The sequence below is a fragment of the Rhodococcus huquni genome, assembly GCF_055231055.1.
The window spans coordinates 85,730-106,451 of record NZ_JBUYWE010000003.1 but is presented as its reverse complement, the minus strand read 5'-3'; the positions used below and the strand labels follow the sequence as shown (position 1 = coordinate 106,451).

At 65.9% G+C, this 20,722-nt stretch carries 20 protein-coding genes and 1 pseudogene; 17 read left to right on the top strand and 4 right to left on the bottom strand.

What is annotated here, in order from left to right:
* Positions 1-87: 87 nt before the first annotated feature.
* On the top strand, positions 88-1,950 hold the full coding sequence (gene glmS / locus ACZI8R_RS07015) for a glutamine--fructose-6-phosphate transaminase (isomerizing) (RefSeq protein ID WP_463378871.1): 1,863 nt from the start codon (positions 88-90) through the stop codon (positions 1,948-1,950).
* A 21-nt stretch (positions 1,951-1,971) separates the two neighbouring features.
* Here glmS and ACZI8R_RS07010 read toward each other — a convergent pair whose 3' ends face one another.
* Complete coding sequence (locus ACZI8R_RS07010; RefSeq protein WP_463378870.1) at positions 1,972-2,364, bottom strand: cupredoxin domain-containing protein; 393 nt, start codon at positions 2,362-2,364, stop codon at positions 1,972-1,974.
* Positions 2,365-2,424: 60 nt separating this feature from the next.
* Between ACZI8R_RS07010 and ACZI8R_RS07005 the strand changes: the two genes are divergently transcribed.
* Genes ACZI8R_RS07005 through tsaD form a run of 7 tightly spaced genes read left to right on the top strand, consistent with a single transcriptional unit; the run spans position 2,425 to position 8,882 of the window.
* On the top strand, positions 2,425-3,918 hold the full coding sequence (locus ACZI8R_RS07005; RefSeq protein ID WP_463378869.1) for an NAD(P)H-hydrate dehydratase: 1,494 nt from the start codon (positions 2,425-2,427) through the stop codon (positions 3,916-3,918).
* Positions 3,915-5,111, top strand: coding sequence for an alanine racemase (gene alr / locus ACZI8R_RS07000; protein ID WP_463378868.1), 1,197 nt, complete (start codon positions 3,915-3,917; stop codon positions 5,109-5,111). Before ACZI8R_RS07005 ends, alr begins: the two co-directional genes overlap by 4 nt.
* Complete coding sequence (locus ACZI8R_RS06995; RefSeq protein ID WP_463378867.1) at positions 5,108-6,205, top strand: alpha/beta fold hydrolase; 1,098 nt, start codon at positions 5,108-5,110, stop codon at positions 6,203-6,205. Before alr ends, ACZI8R_RS06995 begins: the two co-directional genes overlap by 4 nt.
* The gene (tsaE, locus tag ACZI8R_RS06990) at positions 6,195-6,683 is read left to right on the top strand and encodes a tRNA (adenosine(37)-N6)-threonylcarbamoyltransferase complex ATPase subunit type 1 TsaE (RefSeq protein WP_463378866.1); all 489 of its coding nucleotides are present in this window, start codon (positions 6,195-6,197) and stop codon (positions 6,681-6,683) included. The genes ACZI8R_RS06995 and tsaE overlap by 11 nt, the downstream gene beginning before the upstream one ends.
* A 50-nt stretch (positions 6,684-6,733) precedes the next feature.
* The gene (gene tsaB, locus ACZI8R_RS06985) at positions 6,734-7,375 is read left to right on the top strand and encodes a tRNA (adenosine(37)-N6)-threonylcarbamoyltransferase complex dimerization subunit type 1 TsaB (RefSeq protein WP_463378865.1); all 642 of its coding nucleotides are present in this window, start codon (positions 6,734-6,736) and stop codon (positions 7,373-7,375) included.
* The gene (rimI, locus tag ACZI8R_RS06980; RefSeq protein WP_463378864.1) at positions 7,372-7,851 is read left to right on the top strand and encodes a ribosomal protein S18-alanine N-acetyltransferase; all 480 of its coding nucleotides are present in this window, start codon (positions 7,372-7,374) and stop codon (positions 7,849-7,851) included. Before tsaB ends, rimI begins: the two co-directional genes overlap by 4 nt.
* Positions 7,848-8,882 carry a tRNA (adenosine(37)-N6)-threonylcarbamoyltransferase complex transferase subunit TsaD gene (gene tsaD, locus ACZI8R_RS06975; protein WP_463378863.1) on the top strand — a complete coding sequence of 345 codons (1,035 nt, stop codon included), beginning with the start codon at positions 7,848-7,850 and terminating at the stop codon, positions 8,880-8,882. Before rimI ends, tsaD begins: the two co-directional genes overlap by 4 nt.
* A gap of 10 nt (positions 8,883-8,892) precedes the next feature.
* Here tsaD and ACZI8R_RS06970 read toward each other — a convergent pair whose 3' ends face one another.
* A complete protein-coding gene (locus ACZI8R_RS06970; RefSeq protein ID WP_463378862.1) occupies positions 8,893-10,467 on the bottom strand; it encodes a DUF7159 family protein in 1,575 nt (524 codons plus the stop codon).
* A 592-nt stretch (positions 10,468-11,059) separates the two neighbouring features.
* Here ACZI8R_RS06970 and groES point away from each other — a divergent pair.
* Entirely contained in the window at positions 11,060-11,359 is a 300-nt protein-coding gene (gene groES / locus ACZI8R_RS06965) for a co-chaperone GroES (RefSeq protein WP_070377884.1), read from the top strand.
* A gap of 110 nt (positions 11,360-11,469) precedes the next feature.
* Positions 11,470-13,077: a chaperonin GroEL gene (gene groL, locus ACZI8R_RS06960; RefSeq protein ID WP_463378861.1), complete on the top strand. Its 1,608-nt coding sequence runs from the start codon at positions 11,470-11,472 to the stop codon at positions 13,075-13,077.
* A gap of 76 nt (positions 13,078-13,153) precedes the next feature.
* Here the strand turns inward: groL and ACZI8R_RS06955 are convergent, their stop codons facing one another.
* Complete coding sequence (locus tag ACZI8R_RS06955; protein WP_463378860.1) at positions 13,154-13,447, bottom strand: WhiB family transcriptional regulator; 294 nt, start codon at positions 13,445-13,447, stop codon at positions 13,154-13,156.
* Between the two features lie 331 nt (positions 13,448-13,778).
* Between ACZI8R_RS06955 and ACZI8R_RS06950 the strand changes: the two are divergent.
* The 5 genes and pseudogenes from ACZI8R_RS06950 to ACZI8R_RS06930 all read left to right on the top strand — a co-directional run.
* Positions 13,779-13,961, top strand: a pseudogene (locus tag ACZI8R_RS06950) (MerR family transcriptional regulator); the annotation flags it as partial.
* Positions 13,962-14,096: 135 nt separating this feature from the next.
* Positions 14,097-14,699 (top strand): transcriptional regulator, encoded by a 603-nt coding sequence (locus ACZI8R_RS06945; RefSeq protein WP_463379303.1) that lies wholly within the window; start codon positions 14,097-14,099, stop codon positions 14,697-14,699.
* Between the two features lie 26 nt (positions 14,700-14,725).
* Entirely contained in the window at positions 14,726-15,559 is an 834-nt protein-coding gene (locus tag ACZI8R_RS06940; RefSeq protein WP_463378859.1) for a hypothetical protein, read from the top strand.
* A 148-nt stretch (positions 15,560-15,707) separates the two neighbouring features.
* Entirely contained in the window at positions 15,708-16,286 is a 579-nt protein-coding gene (locus tag ACZI8R_RS06935) for a sigma-70 family RNA polymerase sigma factor (protein WP_463378858.1), read from the top strand.
* Positions 16,270-17,295, top strand: a complete 1,026-nt coding sequence (locus tag ACZI8R_RS06930) for an anti-sigma-D factor RsdA (protein WP_463378857.1) — start codon at positions 16,270-16,272, stop codon at positions 17,293-17,295. Before ACZI8R_RS06935 ends, ACZI8R_RS06930 begins: the two co-directional genes overlap by 17 nt.
* Before the next feature lie 79 nt (positions 17,296-17,374).
* Here the strand turns inward: ACZI8R_RS06930 and ACZI8R_RS06925 are convergent, their stop codons facing one another.
* On the bottom strand, positions 17,375-17,779 hold the full coding sequence (locus ACZI8R_RS06925) for a DUF5319 domain-containing protein (protein ID WP_463378856.1): 405 nt from the start codon (positions 17,777-17,779) through the stop codon (positions 17,375-17,377).
* Between the two features lie 239 nt (positions 17,780-18,018).
* On the opposite strand from ACZI8R_RS06925, the gene guaB reads away from it, so the two are divergent.
* Both guaB and ACZI8R_RS06915 read left to right on the top strand, forming a co-directional pair.
* The gene (gene guaB, locus ACZI8R_RS06920) at positions 18,019-19,542 is read left to right on the top strand and encodes an IMP dehydrogenase (RefSeq protein ID WP_463378855.1); all 1,524 of its coding nucleotides are present in this window, start codon (positions 18,019-18,021) and stop codon (positions 19,540-19,542) included.
* 28 nt (positions 19,543-19,570) lie between these two features.
* Complete coding sequence (locus ACZI8R_RS06915) at positions 19,571-20,713, top strand: GuaB3 family IMP dehydrogenase-related protein (RefSeq protein WP_463378854.1); 1,143 nt, start codon at positions 19,571-19,573, stop codon at positions 20,711-20,713.
* Positions 20,714-20,722: the final 9 nt, after the last annotated feature.

The window sequence follows — 20,722 nt, the reverse complement described above, 5'->3', positions numbered from 1 at the left end:
TGTCGGGCGGGAGGAAGGGCACGCAGGAATGCGACTCCGCACCGTCGGAGTTCGCGTGGCAGGCCGATCCAAGTAACCTGTTGAACCATGTGCGGAATCGTGGGATACGTCGGCCACCGGCAGGCCTTGCCCGTTGTGGTCGAGGCGCTCAGACGGATGGAATACCGCGGCTACGATTCCGCTGGAGTCGCAGTCCTCGACGGCAAGGGCGGGATGGCGGTCGAGCGTAAGGCCGGTCGCCTTTCCAACCTCGAAGCCGAGCTCGCCGAGGTGGGTGCCGACAAGTTCGTGGGCACCACGGGTATCGGGCACACCCGCTGGGCGACGCACGGTCGTCCTACCGACCGCAACGCGCACCCGCATCGCGATTCCGCCGGGTCGGTGGCCGTCGTTCACAACGGCATCATCGAGAACTTCGCGCAGCTGCGTGCAGAACTCGAGAACGACGGTGTCGACCTGACCAGCGACACCGACACCGAGGTGACCGTCCATCTCGTGGCCCGCGCATACGCCTCCGGTCCGACGGCCGGTGATTTCGTGGAGAGTGCGCTGAGCGTGCTGCGCCGCCTCGAAGGTGCGTTCACCCTGGTCTTCACCCATTCCGATCACCCCGACACGATCGTGGCAGCTCGTCGTTCGACGCCGCTGGTGGTGGGTGTCGGTGAGAACGAGACCTTCCTCGGCTCCGATGTCGCCGCCTTCATCGAGCACACGCGTGACGCCGTGGAGCTGGGCCAGGACCAGGTCGTGGTCATCACGTCCGGCGGGTACTCGATCCTCAACTTCGACGGGTCCGAGGCGGAGGGCCGCCCGTTCCGCATCGACTGGGACCTCGCGGCCGCCGAAAAGGGCGGACACGACTACTTCATGCTCAAGGAGATCGAAGAGCAGCCCGCAGCGGTCGCGGACACGCTCCTCGGCCACTTCGTGGACGGCAAGATCGTGCTGGACGAGCAGCGCCTGTCCGATCAGGAACTGCGCGACGTCGACAAGGTGTTCGTCGTTGCCTGCGGTAGTGCCTATCACTCGGGTCTGCTTGCCAAGTACGCGATCGAGCACTGGACCCGGCTGCCCGTCGAGGTCGAACTGGCGAGCGAGTTCCGCTACCGCGACCCGGTCCTCGACCGGTCCACCCTGGTCGTTGCCATCTCCCAGTCGGGCGAGACCGCCGACACCCTCGAGGCCGTTCGGCACGCGAAGGACCAGAAGGCGCGGGTCCTCGCCGTCTGCAACACCAACGGTGCGCAGATCCCGCGTGAAGCCGACGCGGTTCTCTACACGCGGGCCGGTCCGGAGATCGGTGTCGCCTCCACGAAAGCGTTCCTGGCGCAGGTCACGGCGAACTACCTGGTGGGTCTGGCCTTGGCGCAGGCTCGCGGAACCAAGTACCCGGACGAGGTCGCCCGCGAGTATGCGGACCTCGAAGCCATGCCGGACCTGGTGAGCCGGGTCCTCGAGAACGTCGAACCGGTGCGCGCACTGGCGCGTGAGCTGTCTTCGTCGAGCACCGTTCTCTTCCTCGGCAGGCATGTGGGCTACCCGGTGTCGCTCGAGGGCGCACTCAAGCTGAAAGAACTGGCCTACATGCACGCGGAGGGCTTCGCCGCCGGCGAGCTCAAGCACGGACCGATCGCCCTCATCGAGGACGGTCTGCCCGTGATCGTCGTGATGCCGTCCCCGAAGGGGCGCGCTGTTCTGCACTCGAAGCTGCTGAGCAACATTCGAGAGATACAGGCTCGTGGCGCACGCACAGTCGTGATAGCGGAGGAGGGCGACGAAGCAGTGCGTCCGTTCGCCGATCACCTCATCGAGATCCCGGCTGCGCCGACGCTGCTTCAGCCGTTGCTGTCGACGGTGCCGTTGCAGGTGTTCGCCGCCGAGGTCGCGCAGTCGCGTGGCTACGACGTCGACAAGCCGCGCAACCTGGCGAAGTCGGTCACCGTCGAATAGACCCTTTCAGGACGGCGGGGCCTATCGAACGACGATGGTGCCCCGCATGTCCGGGTGCAGTGAGCACGTGTAGTCGTACGTGCCGGGATCGGCGAACGTGTGGGTGAACGTTCCCGTCTGCGTGAGTGTGCTCCGTAGTTCGGCGGCCGCGCCACCCGTGCCCACGACGTCGTGAGCGATGCCCCGATCCTCGAACTCCCAGGTCACGGTGTCGCCTGCGTCGATGGTGAGGGTGGCAGGGGAGTAGGCCATGCCCGAGACCTCCACCACCGGGCCGGTCGGGGCGGGGGTGGATTCTTCCTCTTGCGGTGCGCACCCCGTCAGACCGGCGACGACGAAGGCCGCGGTGGCGGCAGTCGCGTAGAACCGTGTTCTCGAAGGGGTGTCGACCGTGCTCGTGCGCCCGTTGTGCATGGTGGCGAGCGTAGTCTGACGGCGACGTCCGGCTCGAGGGGTGACCGGGAAGGAAGCGTGATGCGCCGCTACTACACATCGGACGAGGTGCGGGCCGCGGAAGCGCCGCTACTCGAATCTCTGCCGGACGGAACGTTGATGCGCCGGGCCGCGTACGGCCTCGCGCAGGTGGTTGCACGTGAATTGAAGGCTCTGACCGGAGGGGTGGCGGGGCGTTCGGTCACCGTGGTCGTAGGGTCCGGCGACAACGGCGGAGACGCACTGTGGGCCGGTGCGTTGCTGCGAAAGCGAGGCGTGACCGTCCGGGCGGTATTGCTCTCGCCCGACCGCACACATGCGAAAGGTCTGGCCGCACTCCTTCGGAGCGGTGGCCGCGTAGTCAGTGAAGTGGGTGCGCCCGACCTCGTGATCGACGGCATCGTCGGCATTTCGGGGCACGGGCCGCTGCGTCCACACGGTGCAGATGTCGTCGGTACAGTCCGGGCGCCGATCGTGTCGGCCGACCTGCCGAGTGGTGTGGACCCGAATACGGGCGCCGTGACCGGTCCCGCAGTGACGGCCGCCGTCACGGTTGCGTTCGGAGCTCTGAAACCGGTGCATGTCCTCGCTCCTGCGAACTGTGGGCGGGTGGAGCTGGTCGATATCGGCCTGAGGCCGAGCGAGGCCGATATCGAGGCATTGGAGGCATCCGACGTCGGGCGATTGTGGCCGACTCCGGGTCCCTCGGACGACAAGTACACGCAGGGTGTCGTGGGCGTCGTCGCTGGAAGCGCGGGGTACCCAGGGGCCGGTGTGCTGTGTACCGGGGCGGCGGTTGCCGCGACTTCGGGGATGGTGCGTTACGCGGGGCCGTGCGGGCCGGAGGTGCTGGCGCAGTGGCCGGAAGTGATCGCCACTGCCGACTACGCGGACGCCGGTCGTGTCCAGGCGTGGGTGGTCGGGCCGGGAATCGGCACCGATGCTGCTGCGGACCGAGTCGTGCGGGCCTTGTCGAACACGGATGTCCCGATCCTGCTCGATGCCGACGCATTGACGCTGGTGTCCAGGGCGCCCGAGATCGTTCGGAATCGGACTGCACCGACCGTGTTGACACCTCACGCCGGTGAGTTCGAGCGGCTGACCGGTGCCGAGCCGGATCCGGATCGAGTTGCCGCAGTGCGAGACCTGGCCCGATCGTGGGGCGTCACGGTACTGCTGAAAGGGCATTCGACGGTGATCGCGGATCCCAGCGGTCGCACCTCGGTCAACGATGCAGGCGGGTCCTGGGCGTCGACGGCGGGTGCGGGCGACGTGCTTTCCGGGATCATCGGCGCACTGCTCTCGGCCGGACTCGAGCCGATCGAGGCAGCAGCGGCAGGCGCGAGAGCCCATTCACTGGCCGCGAATGTCGCTGCGCACGGTGGTGGCGCCGATCTGACGGCCGGTAGCGGTACGGCGCCCGTGTCGGCCGGATTGTTGTTGTCCCAGGTCAGGGAGGCGATTCGAGTTCTGCGGGCGGCACCCCGACCCGAACACGGGGTCACGGGTATCGCAGTGGCAGGATCGGAACAATGATGCTTGCTCGACCGGTGAAGTCGGAAAGTCAGTCTCGGTCACACTCCGCAGCCCGGACATCGCCGCAGGCAGAGGCCGTGATCGACCTGTCCGCGATCGAGCACAACGTGCGTGTGCTGCGTGAACACGCTGGTGATGCGGCCATGATGGCCGTCGTCAAGGCCGATGGCTACAACCACGGGGCCGTTCAGGTGGCGAAAGCTGCCCTGAATGCGGGCGCACGAGAGTTGGGAGTCACGACGCTGTCCGAGGCCCTGGAATTGCGGGCTGCCGGCATCGACGCTCCGGTCCTGGCCTGGCTGCACATGGTGGATGCAGACTTCGGGCCGGCAATCGAGGCCGGCGTGGAGTTGGGAATCTGCTCCCCGCGCCATCTCGACGCGGTGATCGCGGCGGCCCGTGACGTGGGCACGACGGCCACCATCACCGTGAAGGTGGACACCGGTCTCAATCGCAACGGGGTGTCCCCGACCGAGTGGGACGAGGTCGTCGCGGGCATCGGCAGGGCCCAGGCTGAAGGGGCGGTGCGTCTTCGCGGGGTGTTCTCGCATCTGGCTCATGCAGACGAGCCGCATCACGAGGTGATCGATTCGCAGCGCGAGCGTCTCGAAGGTGCGGTCGCGGACGTCAAGCGGGCCGGGCTGGCACCGGAAGTGGTGCATCTGTCGAATTCTGCTGCCACATTGACGCGCCCGGACTTGCGATTCGACATGGTGCGTCCGGGAATCGCGGTGTACGGGCTGTCGCCGGTTCCGGAGCAGGGCGAGTTCGGTCTACGACCCGCCATGACATTGCGCACTCGGGTCGCTCTCGTGAAGAAGGTCGCCGCAGGCGAAGGCGTTTCCTACGGGCATCAGTGGACAGCACCGCGGGACACGACGGTCGCACTGCTTCCGTTCGGATATGCCGACGGTCTACCGCGGATCCTGAGCGGACGATTCGAGGTGCAATTGGGTGACGATCGTCGACCAGGTGTCGGCCGGGTCTGCATGGACCAGGTCGTAGTGGACCTGGGACCTGACGGCGGCGGAGTCCAGGAAGGTGACACCGCGGTGTTCTTCGGGAACGGGGATCTCGGCGAACCACATGCCCAGGAATGGGCGGACAAGCTCGACACCATCCATTACGAGGTGGTGACCGGTGTGCGCGGTCGTACGGTCCGCACCTATCGGGCCTCGAAGGCCGGCTCGTGAACCTGGCGGGCCGTCGTGGCTTGATCGGCGGCGCGGCCAGCGCAGCGGCTCTCGGCGCCGTGACCGGGGCGACCGTATTGCGGAGTGCGACCAGATCCCGTGGCGAGCGCAGACGGCGCAATGCCAGCAGCGAGGACTTCAGGGCGATGTACCGCGATCGGCGCAGCGTGGTCAGGACCGAGGACGGCGTGCCTCTCGTCGTGCGCGAAGCAGGACCGGACGACGCGCCCGTCACGGTAGTTTTCGTACACGGGTTCTGCCTCGACTCGAGATCGTGGCATTTCCAGCGTCGCGACCTGGCGGAGCGCTGGGGCTCGGACGTGCGGATGGTGTTCTACGACCAGCGCGGGCACGGTGCGTCCGGCATACCGGACAAGTCTTCCTGCACCATCGGGCAGTTGGGCGAAGATCTTGCTGCCGTGGTCAAGGCGAAGGCGCCGACCGGACGGCTCGTTCTCGTCGGGCATTCCATGGGCGGCATGTCGATTCTCGCTTTCGCACGCCGGTACCCGATCGTCGTCTCGTCTCGGGTCGTCGGAATCGGTCTCGTGTCCACGACGGCCGCCGGCCTCGCCGAGGTCGGTGTCACACGCAACCTGCAGAACCCGGTGGTCGATGCCTTCAGGTTCGCGGTGCGGACCTCTCCCGAACTGATCCAGTCGATGCGAGGTGCCGTTCGCGCCGTGATCAAGCCGGTACTCCGGGCCGCCTCGTTCGGGACCGACGTGAGTCCCGACGTGCACCGATTCGCTTCGGCGATGCTCGACCACACCTCGGTCGTGACCGTGGTGAACTTTCTCCGGACCCTGGAGATTCACGACGAGTCGGCGGCTCTGCCCGTCCTGGCGCACACTCCGGCGGTGGTCCTGTCCGGCGACGACGACATGGTCATCCCGTTCGAGGGTTCGCGGACACTGGCAGAGGGTCTTGGCGAATCGGAACTGGTACGGGTGCCCGGCGCCGGCCATCTCGTGCAGTTGGAGTTTCCGGACATCGTGACCGACGCCGTGGATCGACTGGTCCGACGTACTGCGCTCGCGGACATTCGACCGGTGTCGCCGCCCGAAGTGGAAAGGAGACGCGATGTCGGTTGATCGGACGTCGTTTCCATCGACCGGCGAGGTCGTCCTCGACACGGTCGAGGACACCGAGGCCTTCGGCCGCAGGCTCGCTGGTTCGCTCGCCGCGGGAGACCTCGTAGTTCTGGCGGGTCCGCTGGGCGCAGGCAAGACGGCCCTCACCCGCGGAATCGGTGCCGGCCTCGGCGTGACCGGCCGTGTCACCTCGCCGACGTTCGTCATTGCCAGGTCGCACCGTCCCGGCACCAGACCGAACGGCGGACCCGCAGTGGGCATGGTGCACGTGGACGCCTATCGGCTCGGCGGTAGCGGACCGCACGTGATGGACGAACTCGACGCGCTCGACCTCGACACCGATCTGGCTTCGGCAGTGGTCGTCGTCGAATGGGGAGAGGGGATCGTCGAACACTTGGCGGATCGGCATCTGCGCATCTCGCTGCATCGCCGACCCGAGTCGGATGTACGTAGTGCCCGGTGGGAGTGGGTTTCGTGAAGGGGTCCGCGCGTCGGGCCCGACCCTGACGCCGGGTAGTCTCGGATACCGTGCTTGTTCTCGCGATCGACACTTCCACCCCGGCCGTCACGGCAGGTGTGGTCGATGTGTCAGCCGATTCCGTGCGTGCTCTCGCTACCCGCATCACCGTGGATGCACGGGCGCACGCGGAGGTTCTGACTCCCCGGATCATGGACTGCCTCGCCGAGGCGGACGCGGTGCCGGGTGACCTCGACGCCGTTGTCGTTGGGATCGGGCCGGGCCCGTTCACCGGGCTGCGGGTCGGTATGGCCACCGCCGCTGCGTTCGCGGACGCTCTCGGCATTCCGGCTCACGGTGTCTGCAGCCTCGATGCCATCGCAGCGCAGGTCGGCGACCGAGATCTTCTGGTCGTCACCGATGCGCGTCGCCGTGAGGTGTACTGGGCTCGCTATTCGGGTGGTACTCGGGTGGAGGGGCCGGACGTGGTCAAACCTGCCGAACTCGAGTCGGCCCCCTCGGAGTTCATCGCAGGGTCGGCCTCCCACGTGGACTTCTTCGATCTCTCGGTCGAGCCGGTGGAAACACCGTCGCCGGAGGGTCTGGTGACCGTGGCCCTGACGGCGTTGACGGCGGGAGCCACGCCGGAACCGCTCGTACCTCTGTACTTGCGCCGTCCCGACGCCGTCGCACTTGCGGATCGGAAGAAATGACGTTTCGGATGGTCGCGATGTCGGCGGCCGACGCCGACCGTTGCGCCGAACTCGAGAGTGTTCTCTTCGCCGGCGACGGCCCGTGGAGTGCCGATGCGTTTCGTTCCGAACTGGGTGCACCCCACATCGAATACGTGGTCGCGCGAGACGAGCACGATCGTGTGATGGCCTACGGCGGGATCGCCTTGCTGGGCAACGATGCCCACCCGGAGGCGGAGATTCACACGATCGGAGCGGATCCCGCGGTCCAGCGGCAGGGCATCGGGGGAGCGTTGCTGGGGGAACTCCTCGGTTTCGCGGACGGCAGAGGCGGTCCCGTGTTTCTCGAGGTGCGGACGGACAACACGGCCGCGATCGCCCTGTACCACCGCGAAGGTTTCGAGATCGTGGGCACCAGAAAGCAGTACTACCAGCCGAGTGGCGCCGACGCATACACGATGCGGCGCCCGGCTACGGCTCAGGAGGACCGATCGTGATCGTCATGGGTATCGAGAGTTCTTGCGACGAGACGGGTGTCGGTGTCGTTCGCTGGAACGACGACGGTACGTGCACCCTCCTTGCCGACGAGGTCGCCTCGAGCGTCGACCAGCACGCCCGATACGGCGGTGTCGTTCCGGAGGTGGCTTCGCGCGCGCATCTCGAGGCGATCGTGCCCACCATGCGGCGCGCTCTTGCCGCGGCGGGAATCGAGAAGCCCGATGCTCTCGCCGTCACCATCGGGCCCGGCCTGGCAGGTGCGCTGTTGGTAGGCGTGGCCGCGGCCAAGGCATATGCGGCCGCGTGGGACGTACCGTTTTATGCCGTCAATCACCTGGGCGGACACGTTGCGGTGGACACGCTCGAGCACGGGCCGATGCCACCGTGCGTGGCGCTCCTGGTCTCGGGAGGTCATACCCACCTTCTTCACGTCGAAGATCTCGCGAAGCCGATCGTGGAACTCGGTACCACTGTCGACGATGCAGCAGGTGAAGCCTTCGACAAGGTCGCGCGACTGCTCGGGCTGGGCTTTCCGGGTGGACCCGCGCTGGACGCTGCCGCACAGGAAGGCGATGCCTCGGCGATCACGTTTCCGCGCGGCATGACCGGGTCCCGCGATTCCCGCCACGACTTCTCGTTCTCGGGTCTGAAGACCGCGGTCGCGCGCTACGTCGAGTCCGCCGAGCGTGCCGGTCGGGCGGTCTCGATCCCGGACGTCGCCGCCGCGTTCCAGGAGTCCGTCGCAGATGTGCTCACGATGAAGGCAGTGCGCGCCGCGGCCGATGTCGGGGTCGACACCCTCGTTCTGGGCGGGGGTGCCACCGCGAACTCGCGGATCAGGGCGCTCGCCGAAGAACGGTGCGCGCAAGCAGGATTGACGCTACGAGTTCCGAAGCCGCGTCTGTGCACCGACAACGGCGTGATGATCGCGGCCCTCGGTGCTCACCTGATCGCGGGCGGTGCACAGCCTTCACCGCTCACGGTGGGTAGTGATCCCGGACTGTCGGTCGCCACGAGCCAGGTCGGCTGACAGCGTCGGACTATCGCGGCGGCGCAGGCGTCGTCGTGACCCCGGCGCTCTGCCCGTCCTGGGACGGTTGCGCGCCGTCGGTCGGGTTCTGCGTGCCGGCCGACGGTGGCATCTGCCCGGGAAGCAGGCCGGCAGGAGCGTCCTGGTTCTGCTCGGTGGTCGGTGACGGCGGCGCATAGTTGGGCGTCGTGTTGTTCTGCGCCGGCGGCTGCGGCCAGAACGTCGGAATGTCCGGCCACTCGATGTGCGGCCACTCGGGTTGCGACGGATCGGTGCCCGGTGTAGTCGGGACCGGAGACGACGGTGAGGTGGATCCGGGGGTCGTCGTGGTGGTCGTCGGCGGCACAGTCGTGGTGGTTTGGTCGTCGGTGGTCGCCACGTCCTGATTCGGCGGCACGGGATCGGCCACTCGCGACTGTGTGGGATTCGGGATGATCGTGGTCGTCACGATCACATTCGACTCACCACGGTTCGGTACCGGGTCGTGTGACGGGATACCGGTTGCTCGACTGGGTTCCGAGATCGGCTCCATCGTCGTCCGGACGACATCGGTTCCGGCCGGTGAGATGTCAGGATCCTGTGACGGTGCCAACTCCCGTACGCCGTAGCCCAGGACGAGGCCGCCGACGACGAGAGCGCCCAGCAGTGCGCCGGTCGCCTTCGCTGTCGAACTGCGTCCCGCCGACTCTCCCGCGCCCACTGCCGGAAAGTTCTGGACAGCACTGGTCGCGGCAAGCAGTGCCGCACCCGTCGCGGTGGCCGTGTCCGGTTCGGACACGGTGACGACTCGGGCCTCGAACGTCTCGTTCATGGTCCGGGCGACAGTCGGTATGCGTGCGCCTCCGCCCACCAAGGCAATTGCCTGGGGCGTGCGCGGGGCGTCCGTCGCGGTGCTGCGGACGAATTCGGCGAGATCGCGCACGAGGGGCGCGAGGATCGTCGCGAACTCTTCCGACGTGACCTCCACCGGTCCGGCGTTCGCATGATCGATGTCGACGACGGATGTCGAGTCGACCGACAGCTGCTCCTTGATTCCACGGCACCGGGCTCGCAGCAGACGCTCGTCGATGTGTCGCCGTGTCGAGGGCAACAGTGCTGCGTGCACGTGCTCGTACAGCGAATCGTCGACGATGTTGCCGCTCACTGCCTTGGTTCTCGCGGAACGAAGTACCGTGCCGTCGACCTGATCGACGATGGAGACGGTGGTTCCGGACGCGCCGATGTCGACGATGGCCACGGTGGCATATTGAGCGATCTCACCGGTGTGCCTGAGGTAGGCAAGGGTCGCGTCGGTCTCTGGGACCAGATGAACCCTGTGGCGTCCGCGCGTGAGTGCGCTGGTGATGGCTGTGCGTTGCTCTTCGGTGCGATACGACACCGCCAGCGCATCGGGGGTGGTGGGGTTGGTGGGCACCTGAGTGGTCATCAAGGAAATCGACGAGCGAACGAGATCTCCGTTGTCCGTGTTCGCCTGATCGGCCGACAGGTAGCGGTACTCGAGGTCCTGCGCGCCGTTGCTGTGACGGGTGAGGAGCACTGAGCCGACGCCGGCCGATCCGACCGCCATTCCTAGTGAAATACTCATTGCTCACCTCCTCACTTCCGTGTGCACGCTCGCCGCGACGGCGCGAGCACATTCGTCACAGCCGTACTCAGCCCGTAAATCGGGTGCTGTTACCTGAACGTTACAGAACTTTGTGGCATTTCGCGCCTCCATTACGTTCCGTATCCGACTTCTTTGTGCTTTGTACGCGGTGTTACCTGCGCGGTTGTCGGATCGAAACGAATTTCGGCGCGCCGGGCAAGACGGTGGTATAGGGCGGATTCGGCCCGGACTCGATTCGAATGGGCTTTGCCGATGCCTCGAGTGTGGGGGACGTATATGTCGTCGCACGGACGATATGATTCGAAGAGAGTCGAATCACCTATGGGTATTCATTGTGGTCCACATCATTCGGGTGCCGGTGGCGCTCTGTAGTTCTGACTGGAATCGCGGTTCGAAAAAGTGCACCGGCCTCTACCTTGAGCGTTGGCACTCTCACGTATAGAGTGCCAAGTGGCGCCGCTCGAGCTCCGGCACCCGCGACGGCGGAGCTGGGTGTGGTGCCGTATACCGAAACACCCAACAGCCGTCCGAGTACCACTCGGACCGAACACCCCAAAGTGGAGGGCTCACCGTGGCGAGCGTCAACATCAAGCCGCTCGAGGACAAGATCCTCGTCCAGGCCAACGAGGCTGAGACTACGACTGCTTCCGGGCTGGTCATTCCTGACACGGCCAAGGAGAAGCCCCAGGAGGGCACCGTCGTCGCAGTCGGCGAAGGCCGCGTCAACGAGCAGGGCAACCGCATCCCGGTCGACGTCAAGGAGGGTGACACCGTCATCTACTCCAAGTACGGCGGAACCGAGATCAAGTACGCCGGCGAGGAGTACCTGATCCTGTCGGCACGTGACGTGCTGGCTGTCGTCTCCAAGTAAGCCATACGTGATCCGCCCCGGCGTCCCGAACAGGATTCCGGGGCGGAGTGCGTTCATGCGCGTAGGCCCGAGATCGCGCTTACCGATATTGCAGGAGAAGACGGAAACACATGTCCAAGCAAATTGAGTTCAACGAGACCGCACGCCGTGCACTCGAGCGTGGAGTCGACCAGCTTGCCGACGCAGTCAAGGTGACGTTGGGGCCCCGTGGTCGCCACGTCGTCCTGTCCAAGGCATTCGGTGGACCGACGGTCACCAACGACGGTGTCAGCATCGCTCGTGAGATCGAGCTCGAGGATCCGTTCGAGAACCTCGGCGCTCAGCTCGTGAAGAGCGTTGCGACCAAGACCAACGACGTGGCCGGAGACGGCACCACCACCGCAACCGTGCTGGCGCAGGCCCTCGTGCGCGGTGGACTGAAGAACATCGCCGCCGGCGCGAACCCGATCGCCCTCGGTGAGGGCATCGCCGCTGCGGCGGAGAAGGTCGCCGGTGCGCTGCAAGCTGCGTCCACCCCGGTCGAAGGCAAGAAGTCGATTTCTCAGGTTGCGACCGTTTCCTCGCGTGACGCGGAAATCGGCGAAATGGTGGGAGAGGCTCTCACGCGGGTCGGGGCAGACGGTGTCGTCACGGTGGAGGAATCGTCCACCCTCGCCACCGAGTTGGTCATCACCGAGGGGGTGCAGTTCGACAAGGGCTTCTTGTCGCCCTACTTCGTGACCGACCTCGACGCACAGAAGGCGATCTACGAGGATGCGCACATCCTGCTCTTCCGCGAGAAGATCTCGATGCTGCCCGATTTCCTTCCGCTACTGGAGAAGGTCGCGGAGAGCGGCAAGCCGCTCCTCATCATCGCCGAAGACGTCGAAGGCGAAGTTCTCTCGACCCTGGTCGTCAACTCCATTCGCAAGACGGTCAAGGCCGTCGCGGTCAAGGCGCCGTTCTTCGGTGACCGTCGCAAGGCGTTCCTCGACGACCTCGCGGTCGTCACGGGCGGCACCGTCATCACGTCGGACGTGGGCCTCACCCTGAAGGAAGCGGGTCTGGACCTCCTCGGCAGTGCCAGGCGTGTCGTCGTCAGCAAGGACGAGACGACCATCGTCGACGGCGGCGGAACCGACGCCGGCATCGAGGTGCGCGTCGGTCAACTGCGCCGCGAGATCGAGAACACCGACTCCGACTGGGACCGGGAGAAGCTCGAAGAGCGTCTCGCGAAGCTGTCGGGCGGTGTGGCGGTCATCCGCGTGGGTGCTGCTACGGAGACGGACCTCAAGGAGCGCAAGTTCCGCGTCGAGGATGCTGTCAACGCGGCCAAGGCCGCTGTTGCCGAGGGAATCGTGCCCGGTGGCGGTTCGGCACTCGTTCAGGCGAGCACCGAACTGGTCGACGGACTCGGTCTCACCGGCGACGCAGCGACCGGCGTCGCAGTCGTCCGAGAGGCACTCAAGGCTCCGCTGCACTGGATCGCGTCCAACGCGGGGCTCGACGGATCGGTCGTGACGAGCAAGGTGGCCGAGCTGCCGAAGGGTCACGGTTTCAACGCCGCGACGCTCGAGTACGGCGATCTGCTCGCCGACGGTGTCGTCGACCCGGTCAAGGTCACGCACTCCGCAGTGGTGAACGCGGCCTCCGTGGCGCGCATGGTTCTCACCACCGAGAGCGCTGTCGTCGAGAAGCCGGCCGAGGAAGAAGAGACGGGTCACGGCCACAGCCACTGACCGAGCTTCTTCGGATCGGACAAAAGAACCCCCGTGCGGCCACAGGCCGTGCGGGGGTTCTTCTTCGTGTGTCCGATCAGACTGCGATGCGACCACGACGAACGCGGGCGTGTGATTCACGCTCGGTCTCCGACATGCCACCCCAGATCCCGTACGGCTCCGAGACTGCGAGTGCGTGGGTGCGGCACTGCGCGAGGACCGGGCACCGACGGCACATTTCCTTCGCGCGGGTCTCACGCTGGGCACGGGCACGGCCGCGTTCGCCGTCCGGATGGAAGAACATCGAGGACTCGACTCCGCGGCACAGTCCGTGTATCTGCCAATCCCAGATATCGGCGTTGGGTCCGGGCAGAGTGTTGGGTGCAGGCATGTCGACTCCTTTGCTGCACGCTCGCCTCGAGCCGGCGAGCGGACCGTGAGCGTGCTGGTTTCTACCGAGCGGTGGTTTTCGGTTCGATACGTGAATCGATCACCGGGTTCACCGTATGCCGCGCCTCGAAATCGCGTCAACAGTTGTTCAGGGTGGTGATTTCCATATCTGGAAAGGCGAAAGTTAACCGCGAAAGTATTTACATTTCCGCGATTTCGTGATTGCTCTTCGTGTTGAAGAACTGTGATGTCTGGGTGACCATGTTGCGGTGACCCAGTGGTCGGAGCGACCGAATGCGGCAGTGGACGCCTCGTTGTCGGATGGTCCGACCATGTCGGTATCGGCGCTGGCCAGGCGCCTTGGGGTGGCTCCGTCGACCTTGCGTACATGGGACCGCCGTTACGGGATCGGGCCCTCCGTTCATGCTCAGGGAAGCCATCGGCGGTACACCCCTCGGGACGTGTTCCGGCTCGAATGCATGCAGCGCGTATTGGCGGCAGGCGCCAATCCGGCGGAGGCCGCGAAGCATGCGATTAACACGGTGGCCACACATTCGTCAGAAAGTGGACACGAAGTCGACGAGTGTACGTTCGACGACAATTCGGTGAACGCCGCGCAAATGACGACGAATGGCGAGGGTGGCGCTCTCATGTCCGCGACCGCGGTTCGCTCGTTGATTGCGGATTCGCTTGCCGAGAGCGGAGTGGTGGGAATGTGGACGAACGTCGGCATTCCGGTGATGGCAGGCGCCTATGGCGAGCCCGCGGCTCGAGCTTTCGGTGAGGACGTCACCGGGCTGCTCTCGACGCTTCTGGTGGACGCGCCGGTCGGTGCGGGGCGACGCACCCTCGTGGTCAGCGTCGCCGGGCCCGATCGCGATGCCGAACTCGTTCCGGGATCGCAGCTCGGGTCGGGATATCACAGCATCGAGTGCAGGGCACTGGCCGCCGCTCTCGCGACGGTAGGGGTCAACACCCGTCTTGTGACGGCTCTCGATCGACGCGCCCTGTCGTCCGTCGTTGCGCTGGAAGGACCGGAACTCGTCGTCCTGTGGGTGGCGGACACGCGTGCCGAGCCGGCGGCGGTGATCCGTGCGCTGAGGCGTCGACATCGCGGTCTGACGTTCGTTGTGGGCGGTCCCGGCGTATCCGGGCAATTCCTACCCCGCTCGGCACGCACGTTCGGCACCCTCGAACAAGCAGTTTCGACGGTGGTCGAGTTGGCTCACCGATCGAACGGGCCGCCCCGCTGATCGCAGTGGGCCGGTGGGAAGATCGCGTGGTGCCACCTACCCCGATCTCACCTCCCGATACGGCCGTTGTCGCCTTCGGTGAACTGCCGGGCTCGTTCCCGCTGCCGACGCCGACGGATCACTGGGATCGGTGGCGGTGTGCGGTGGCACTCGGTGGGCAAGGTAGGTACAGCGCAGCGCACGTGATGCTGGACGCGTTGCTTCGTGAGGTACGCACCGGCCCCGTGGCGTCGCTGGCTTGGAGTACCAGGTCCTCGTTGTTGCGGCAGACCGGATGGCATCGCCGGGCATCGGCCTGGGACGGGCGAGCGCTCGCGCTGTTGGCTCCGGTGGATTTGGACGATTCCGATGCCGTCGCGTCGGCACGATGTGACGCGACCACTGGCCTTGCTGCCGATGCACTGGGATGCGGACGTCTCGCTCTCGGATGGCGCCTGCTGGCCCGCACGCGGAGTGACCTGTCGATCTACGAGAACGGGGTGGGTACAGACGCACTGTGGCGCGCACACGTCCGGTTCAACTGGGTTGCGGCCGAACTTTCTCTTGCCGGCGCGGACTTCGACGCCGCTGGTCGCCACGCCCGAACCGCGTCGTCGATCGCGGACTGCTCGGACTCGATCCGGCATCGGGTGAAGTCGGATCTGCTCCGCGCGGCGGCACTGACAGGAAGCTCGGATTCGAGCGGCGTGAGAGAGCTTGCCGAAGATGTGCTGTCACGTTCCGAAGTGCACGGTCTGGTGCCGCTGAAGTGGGCGGCATCCATGTTGCTGTGTGGTGTGACGTCCGACTCTTCCTTCGAGGCCGAACGTGACGCCTGCAGGTTGCTGATCGAGCAACGTGGGGGACGATTCAACCTTTGATTCACCTGGTCAAGTATTCGAATCGGCGAATGTGGGCGATCCGGACGCGGACCGGACCGTTCGGACCGTTATTCTGAACGAGTTCCGCTGAGTGCGGGAGCACACCCAACGGGGGGGTGCCACTGTAACGCCAGGATATTCACTGACGATGACTAACACGAGCGAGGAGTTGGACTCCGCTGTCGCTGCGGCAACGCAGGGTGATCGGGCCGCTTTAGCTCGGGTCCTGGAAAATATTCGACCCTTGGTTGTGCGTTACTGCAGAGCCAGGGTCGGTGCTGCGGAGAGAGGCCAACTCTCGGCAGACGACGTGGCGCAGGAGGTGTGCCTAGCTGTGATGACTGCCCTTCCGCGTTACCAGGATCAGGGTCGGCCCTTCATGGCTTTCGTCTACGGGATCGCCGCACACAAGGTTGCCGACGCACATCGAAACTCCGCGCGTAACAAATCGGAGCCGATGGCCGACGTACCTGATGTCATCGCCGCAGACGATGGACCAGAGCAGCGGGCGCTCGACTCGGAAGCCGGTCGACAGATGAACGATCTGTTGAGCACGCTTCCGGAGAAGCACCGGGAGATTCTCATTCTCCGGCTGGTGGTCGGAATGTCGGCGGAGGAGACAGCAGCCGCCGTCGGCAGTACCGCGGGCGCTGTACGCGTGGCTCAACACCGAGCCATCGCGAAACTCAAGAAAGAAGTCGCGAGAGCAGGTGAGAGATATGGCTAGGGGGAACAAGCGAGACGGCGATCCCCGTGCCGATCTCCCCGGAGACGACACCCCGGTGGATGTTGCTGCGGTTCGCCGCGACGACGCGTTCATCGAGGCGCTCGCCGGTGACGGCAATGTTGCTACCGAGACCCCTGAACAGTACGAGCTGGCATTGCTGCTGGCCGACTGGCGTTCGGGCATCGTCTCGACTCCGATGCCGGAGGGGCCGCAACTAGACGAAGTCGTCGCTGCGATCGACAAGTCGAATCGCACCGCAACGACCCGCAGCCGCATGCGCCTGCTTCGCCCCATCGCCGGTGCGGCAGCTGCCGTGGCCGTCGTGATGGGTGGGGCCACGATCTTCTCGTACAACGCACAGCCGGGCGACCCGCTGTGGAACGTCAAGTCGGTCGTGTTCAGTCAGCAGGCCGATTCCACGGTGGCCAAGATCGACACCACCTCGCAGCTCGAACAGGCCGAGCGGCTGATCTCGACCGGCGACGCCGGTGAGGCTCGGGCCATGCTCGAGACCGCGTCGGCCCGGGTCGGTGACGTCCGCGACGCCGGTACGCGTAGCGAGTTGGAGGAGTGGAACGCCAGGCTCGCGGCGCAACTCGAGAAGATGAAGGGCACCACACCCGGTACGTCTGCTCAGCCGGTGCCGGGCACGACGAATCAACCGCCGCCGCCTTCTTCGACCGATCCGGCTGTCCCGGGTACGCCGGATCCGGGCACCGTACCTCCCGGAACCGACATCCTGCCGTGGCCGGACCTCGTGCCGCCGGACCTGCAGATTCCGCCGATCCTGCCGCCGCCTCCGATTCAGCAGCAGGCGCCGGATGATGGGTCCACGACCACCGACCCGTCGACGGACCCCTCGACCACCGATCCGTCGACGGACCCGTCGACCAAGCCGGTCGATCCGACCGTGATGTTGCGGCCTGAGCCGCCGAAGGATGACACCACGCCACCGGAGACGAAGCGTGCGCCGTCTACGACGGAGTCGCCTTCTACCTCTGGCAACTGAGGCACTGCACACCGCAAAACTGTGGCCCGACACTCTTGGAGTGTCGGGCCACAGTTATTTGTGATCAGGGGATTGAGGGTCAGGAATCGAATCCGTCGCCGTGCATGGCATCGTTCATGGACGCATCGGCGTATCCGCGGCAGTAGTCCCACGTCACGTAGGCCTCGGGGACCGGATCGTAGGCGGGCTCGTGCGGCCGGACGGTGCCGTCGACGAGGAGCTGCAGCAGGTTTGCCCTGAGCATGTCCCAGTCGTGGTAGTGGTCCTGCTGGCAATCCTCGCAGCAGACGACGAGCCCACGGACGCCGCGGTGGGCGAGCAGGGCTTCGTAGACGGCGAGGTCGGCCAGGTCTTCCTCCACAGCGAGTCGCTCGTGGGGGTCGAGTGGCTGGCCCGGCTCGATGGCATCGAGGGCTGCTGACGGATCGGCGGGGTCGCCGGCGAAGGGGTCCGGGGGCAGACCGGGAGGCAGTTGATCACGCACAGCACCACGGTACGCAGGTGTTGCCGGTCTGCGCCAGCCGTTCGACGTACCCGCAGCGTGGGTGGCGTGACGACTGCGGTGACCCCGGCCGATACCATGGAGCCCGGTGCCGGGAACATCTCATCCCGCGCGTGCCTTGTTCACGAGTGGGCCGCGTATTCGGGGAACTAAGGTGAACCGAAGAAGCTGCCGCCACCGAACTCAGTTGTATTCACCTTTATCTGGAGGGCCCGAACCGCATGACTAGCTCCACAGGGCAGGTACACACCGGCGGTGACGATCCGAACAAGGTCGCCATGCTCGGCCTGACGTACGACGATGTTCTGCTCCTGCCGGCAGCATCGAACATCGTTCCCGGTCAGGTCGACACGTCGAGTCAGTTGACTCGTGATATTCGGCTTCGCGTGCCGTTGGTCAGCTCGGCGATGGACTCCGTCACGGAATCGCGGATGGCGATCGCGATGGCGCGCGCCGGCGGTATGGGCGTTCTGCATCGCAACCTCTCCGCCGACGCTCAGGCGGGGCAGGTGGAAACGGTCAAGCGCTCCGAGGCGGGAATGGTGACCGACCCGGTCACGTGTGCGCCTTCCGACACGTTGGCCGAGGTCGATGCGAAGTGTGCGCGTTTCCGTATCTCGGGACTTCCCGTGACGGATCCGGCGGGCCAGCTGGTCGGCATCATCACCAACCGCGACATGCGGTTCGAGGTCGACATGAACCGCCCGGTGTCCGAGGTCATGACGAAGTCTCCGCTGATCACTGCTCAAGAGGGCGTGACGGCAGAGGTGGCACTCGGCCTGCTGCGCCGGCACAAGATCGAGAAGCTTCCCATCGTCGACGGCCAGGGCAAGCTCACGGGCCTGATCACCGTCAAGGACTTCGTGAAGACGGAGCAGCACCCGGACGCCACCAAGGACCGCGACGGTCGTCTTCTGGTGGGCGCGGCGGTCGGCGCTGGTGACGAAGCCTGGACTCGCGCGATGACGCTGACCGACGCGGGCGTGGACGTTCTCGTCGTCGACAGCGCGCACGGACACTCTGCAGGCGTGCTCGACATGATCTCCAAGCTGAAGGCCGAGGTCGACGAGCGCGTGCAGATCATCGGCGGCAACGTCGCCACTCGTCAGGGTGCGGCTGCGCTCATCGAAGCCGGCGTGGATGCGGTCAAGGTGGGTGTCGGTCCCGGCTCCATCTGCACCACTCGCGTCGTGGCCGGTGTGGGTGCACCGCAGGTCACTGCGATTCTCGAGGCAGCGGCGGCCGCAAAGCCGCACGGCGTCCCGGTGATCGCGGACGGTGGTCTGCAATTCTCCGGTGACATCGCGAAGGCCCTCGCCGCCGGTGCGTCCACCGCGATGCTCGGTTCGCTGCTCGCGGGCACCGCCGAGTCCCCGGGTGAACTCATTCTCCTGAACGGCAAGCAGTACAAGAGCTACCGCGGCATGGGATCGCTGGGCGCCATGCAGAGCCGTGGATCGGCCAAGTCGTACTCCAAGGACCGGTACTTCCAGGACGACGTGCTGTCGGAGGACAAGTTGGTGCCGGAGGGCATCGAGGGCCGGGTGTCGTATCGCGGCCCGCTCGCTCAGGTCACTCATCAGCTCACCGGCGGTCTGCGGGCCGCCATGGGGTACACCGGTGCTGCCACCATCGAGGAGCTGCAGGACGCACAGTTCGTGCAGATCACGGCGGCGGGACTCAAGGAGAGTCACCCGCACGACATCACGATGACGGTCGAGGCCCCCAACTACACCGCCCGCTAGTCACACCTGTCACGAGAAAGGGGCGCGCGTGCGCGACCTCGTTGAGATCGGCATGGGCCGAACGGCCCGACGTACCTACGAACTGGACGATGTGGACATCGTTCCTTCGAGGCGCACACGCTCCTCGAAGGAAGTGTCCACGGCATGGCAGCTGGACGCCTACCGGTTCGACATCCCCGTCCTGACACATCCGACCGACGCGCTTGTGTCGCCGGAGTTCGCCATCGAACTCGGTCGTCGCGGTGGTCTCGGCGTCATCAACGGCGAGGGGCTGTGGGGGCGTCACACCGATGTGGAGGCAAAGCTTGCGCAGGTCGTGAATCTCGCCGAAACCGACACCGATCCGGATGCGCCCGTGAAGCTCCTCCAGGAGTTGCACGCCGCACCGTTGCAGCCCGGGCTGCTCGCCGCAGCCGTCGCGCAGGTTCGTGACGCGGGAGTGACCACCGCTGTTCGGGTGAGTCCGCAGAACGCGCGGGCCCTCGCACCGGATCTGATCAAGGCCGGTATCGACCTTCTGGTGGTGCACGGCACGATCATCTCGGCCGAGCACGTGGCCCACGGTGACAGTGAACCGCTCAATCTCAAGACGTTCATCTCCGAACTCGACGTACCGGTCGTGGCCGGGGGAGTGAGTGACCACCGCACGGCGCTGCACCTCATGCGTACCGGCGCTGCCGGCGTGATCGTCGGCTACGGGTCCACAGCAGGCGCCACGACCACCGGTGAGGTACTGGGTATCGGTGTTCCGATGGCTACGGCGATCGCGGATGCGGCGGCGGCTCGTCGTGACTACCTCGACGAGACCGGTGGCCGCTACGTCCATGTGATCGCCGATGGTGACATCGCGTCCTCGGGGGATCTGGCGAAGGCCATCGCGTGTGGCGCCGATGCTGCGGTGTTGGGTGCACCCCTCGCGGTGGCAGCCGAGGCCCCGGGCGGCGGTTGGTACTGGCCGTCGGCGGTGGCGCATCCGTCGGTGCCGCGTGGCGCACTGCTTCCGGTGTCGTTCGGTGAGGATCGCCCCACACTCGACCGGGTTCTCGTCGGACCTTCCGACGATCCGTTCGGGTCGCTCAATTTCGTGGGCGGTCTCCGACGGTCGATGGCAAAGGCCGGCTATTCGGATCTCAAGGAGTTCCAGAAGGTCGGACTCACCGTCCGCGCCTGACCTCGATTC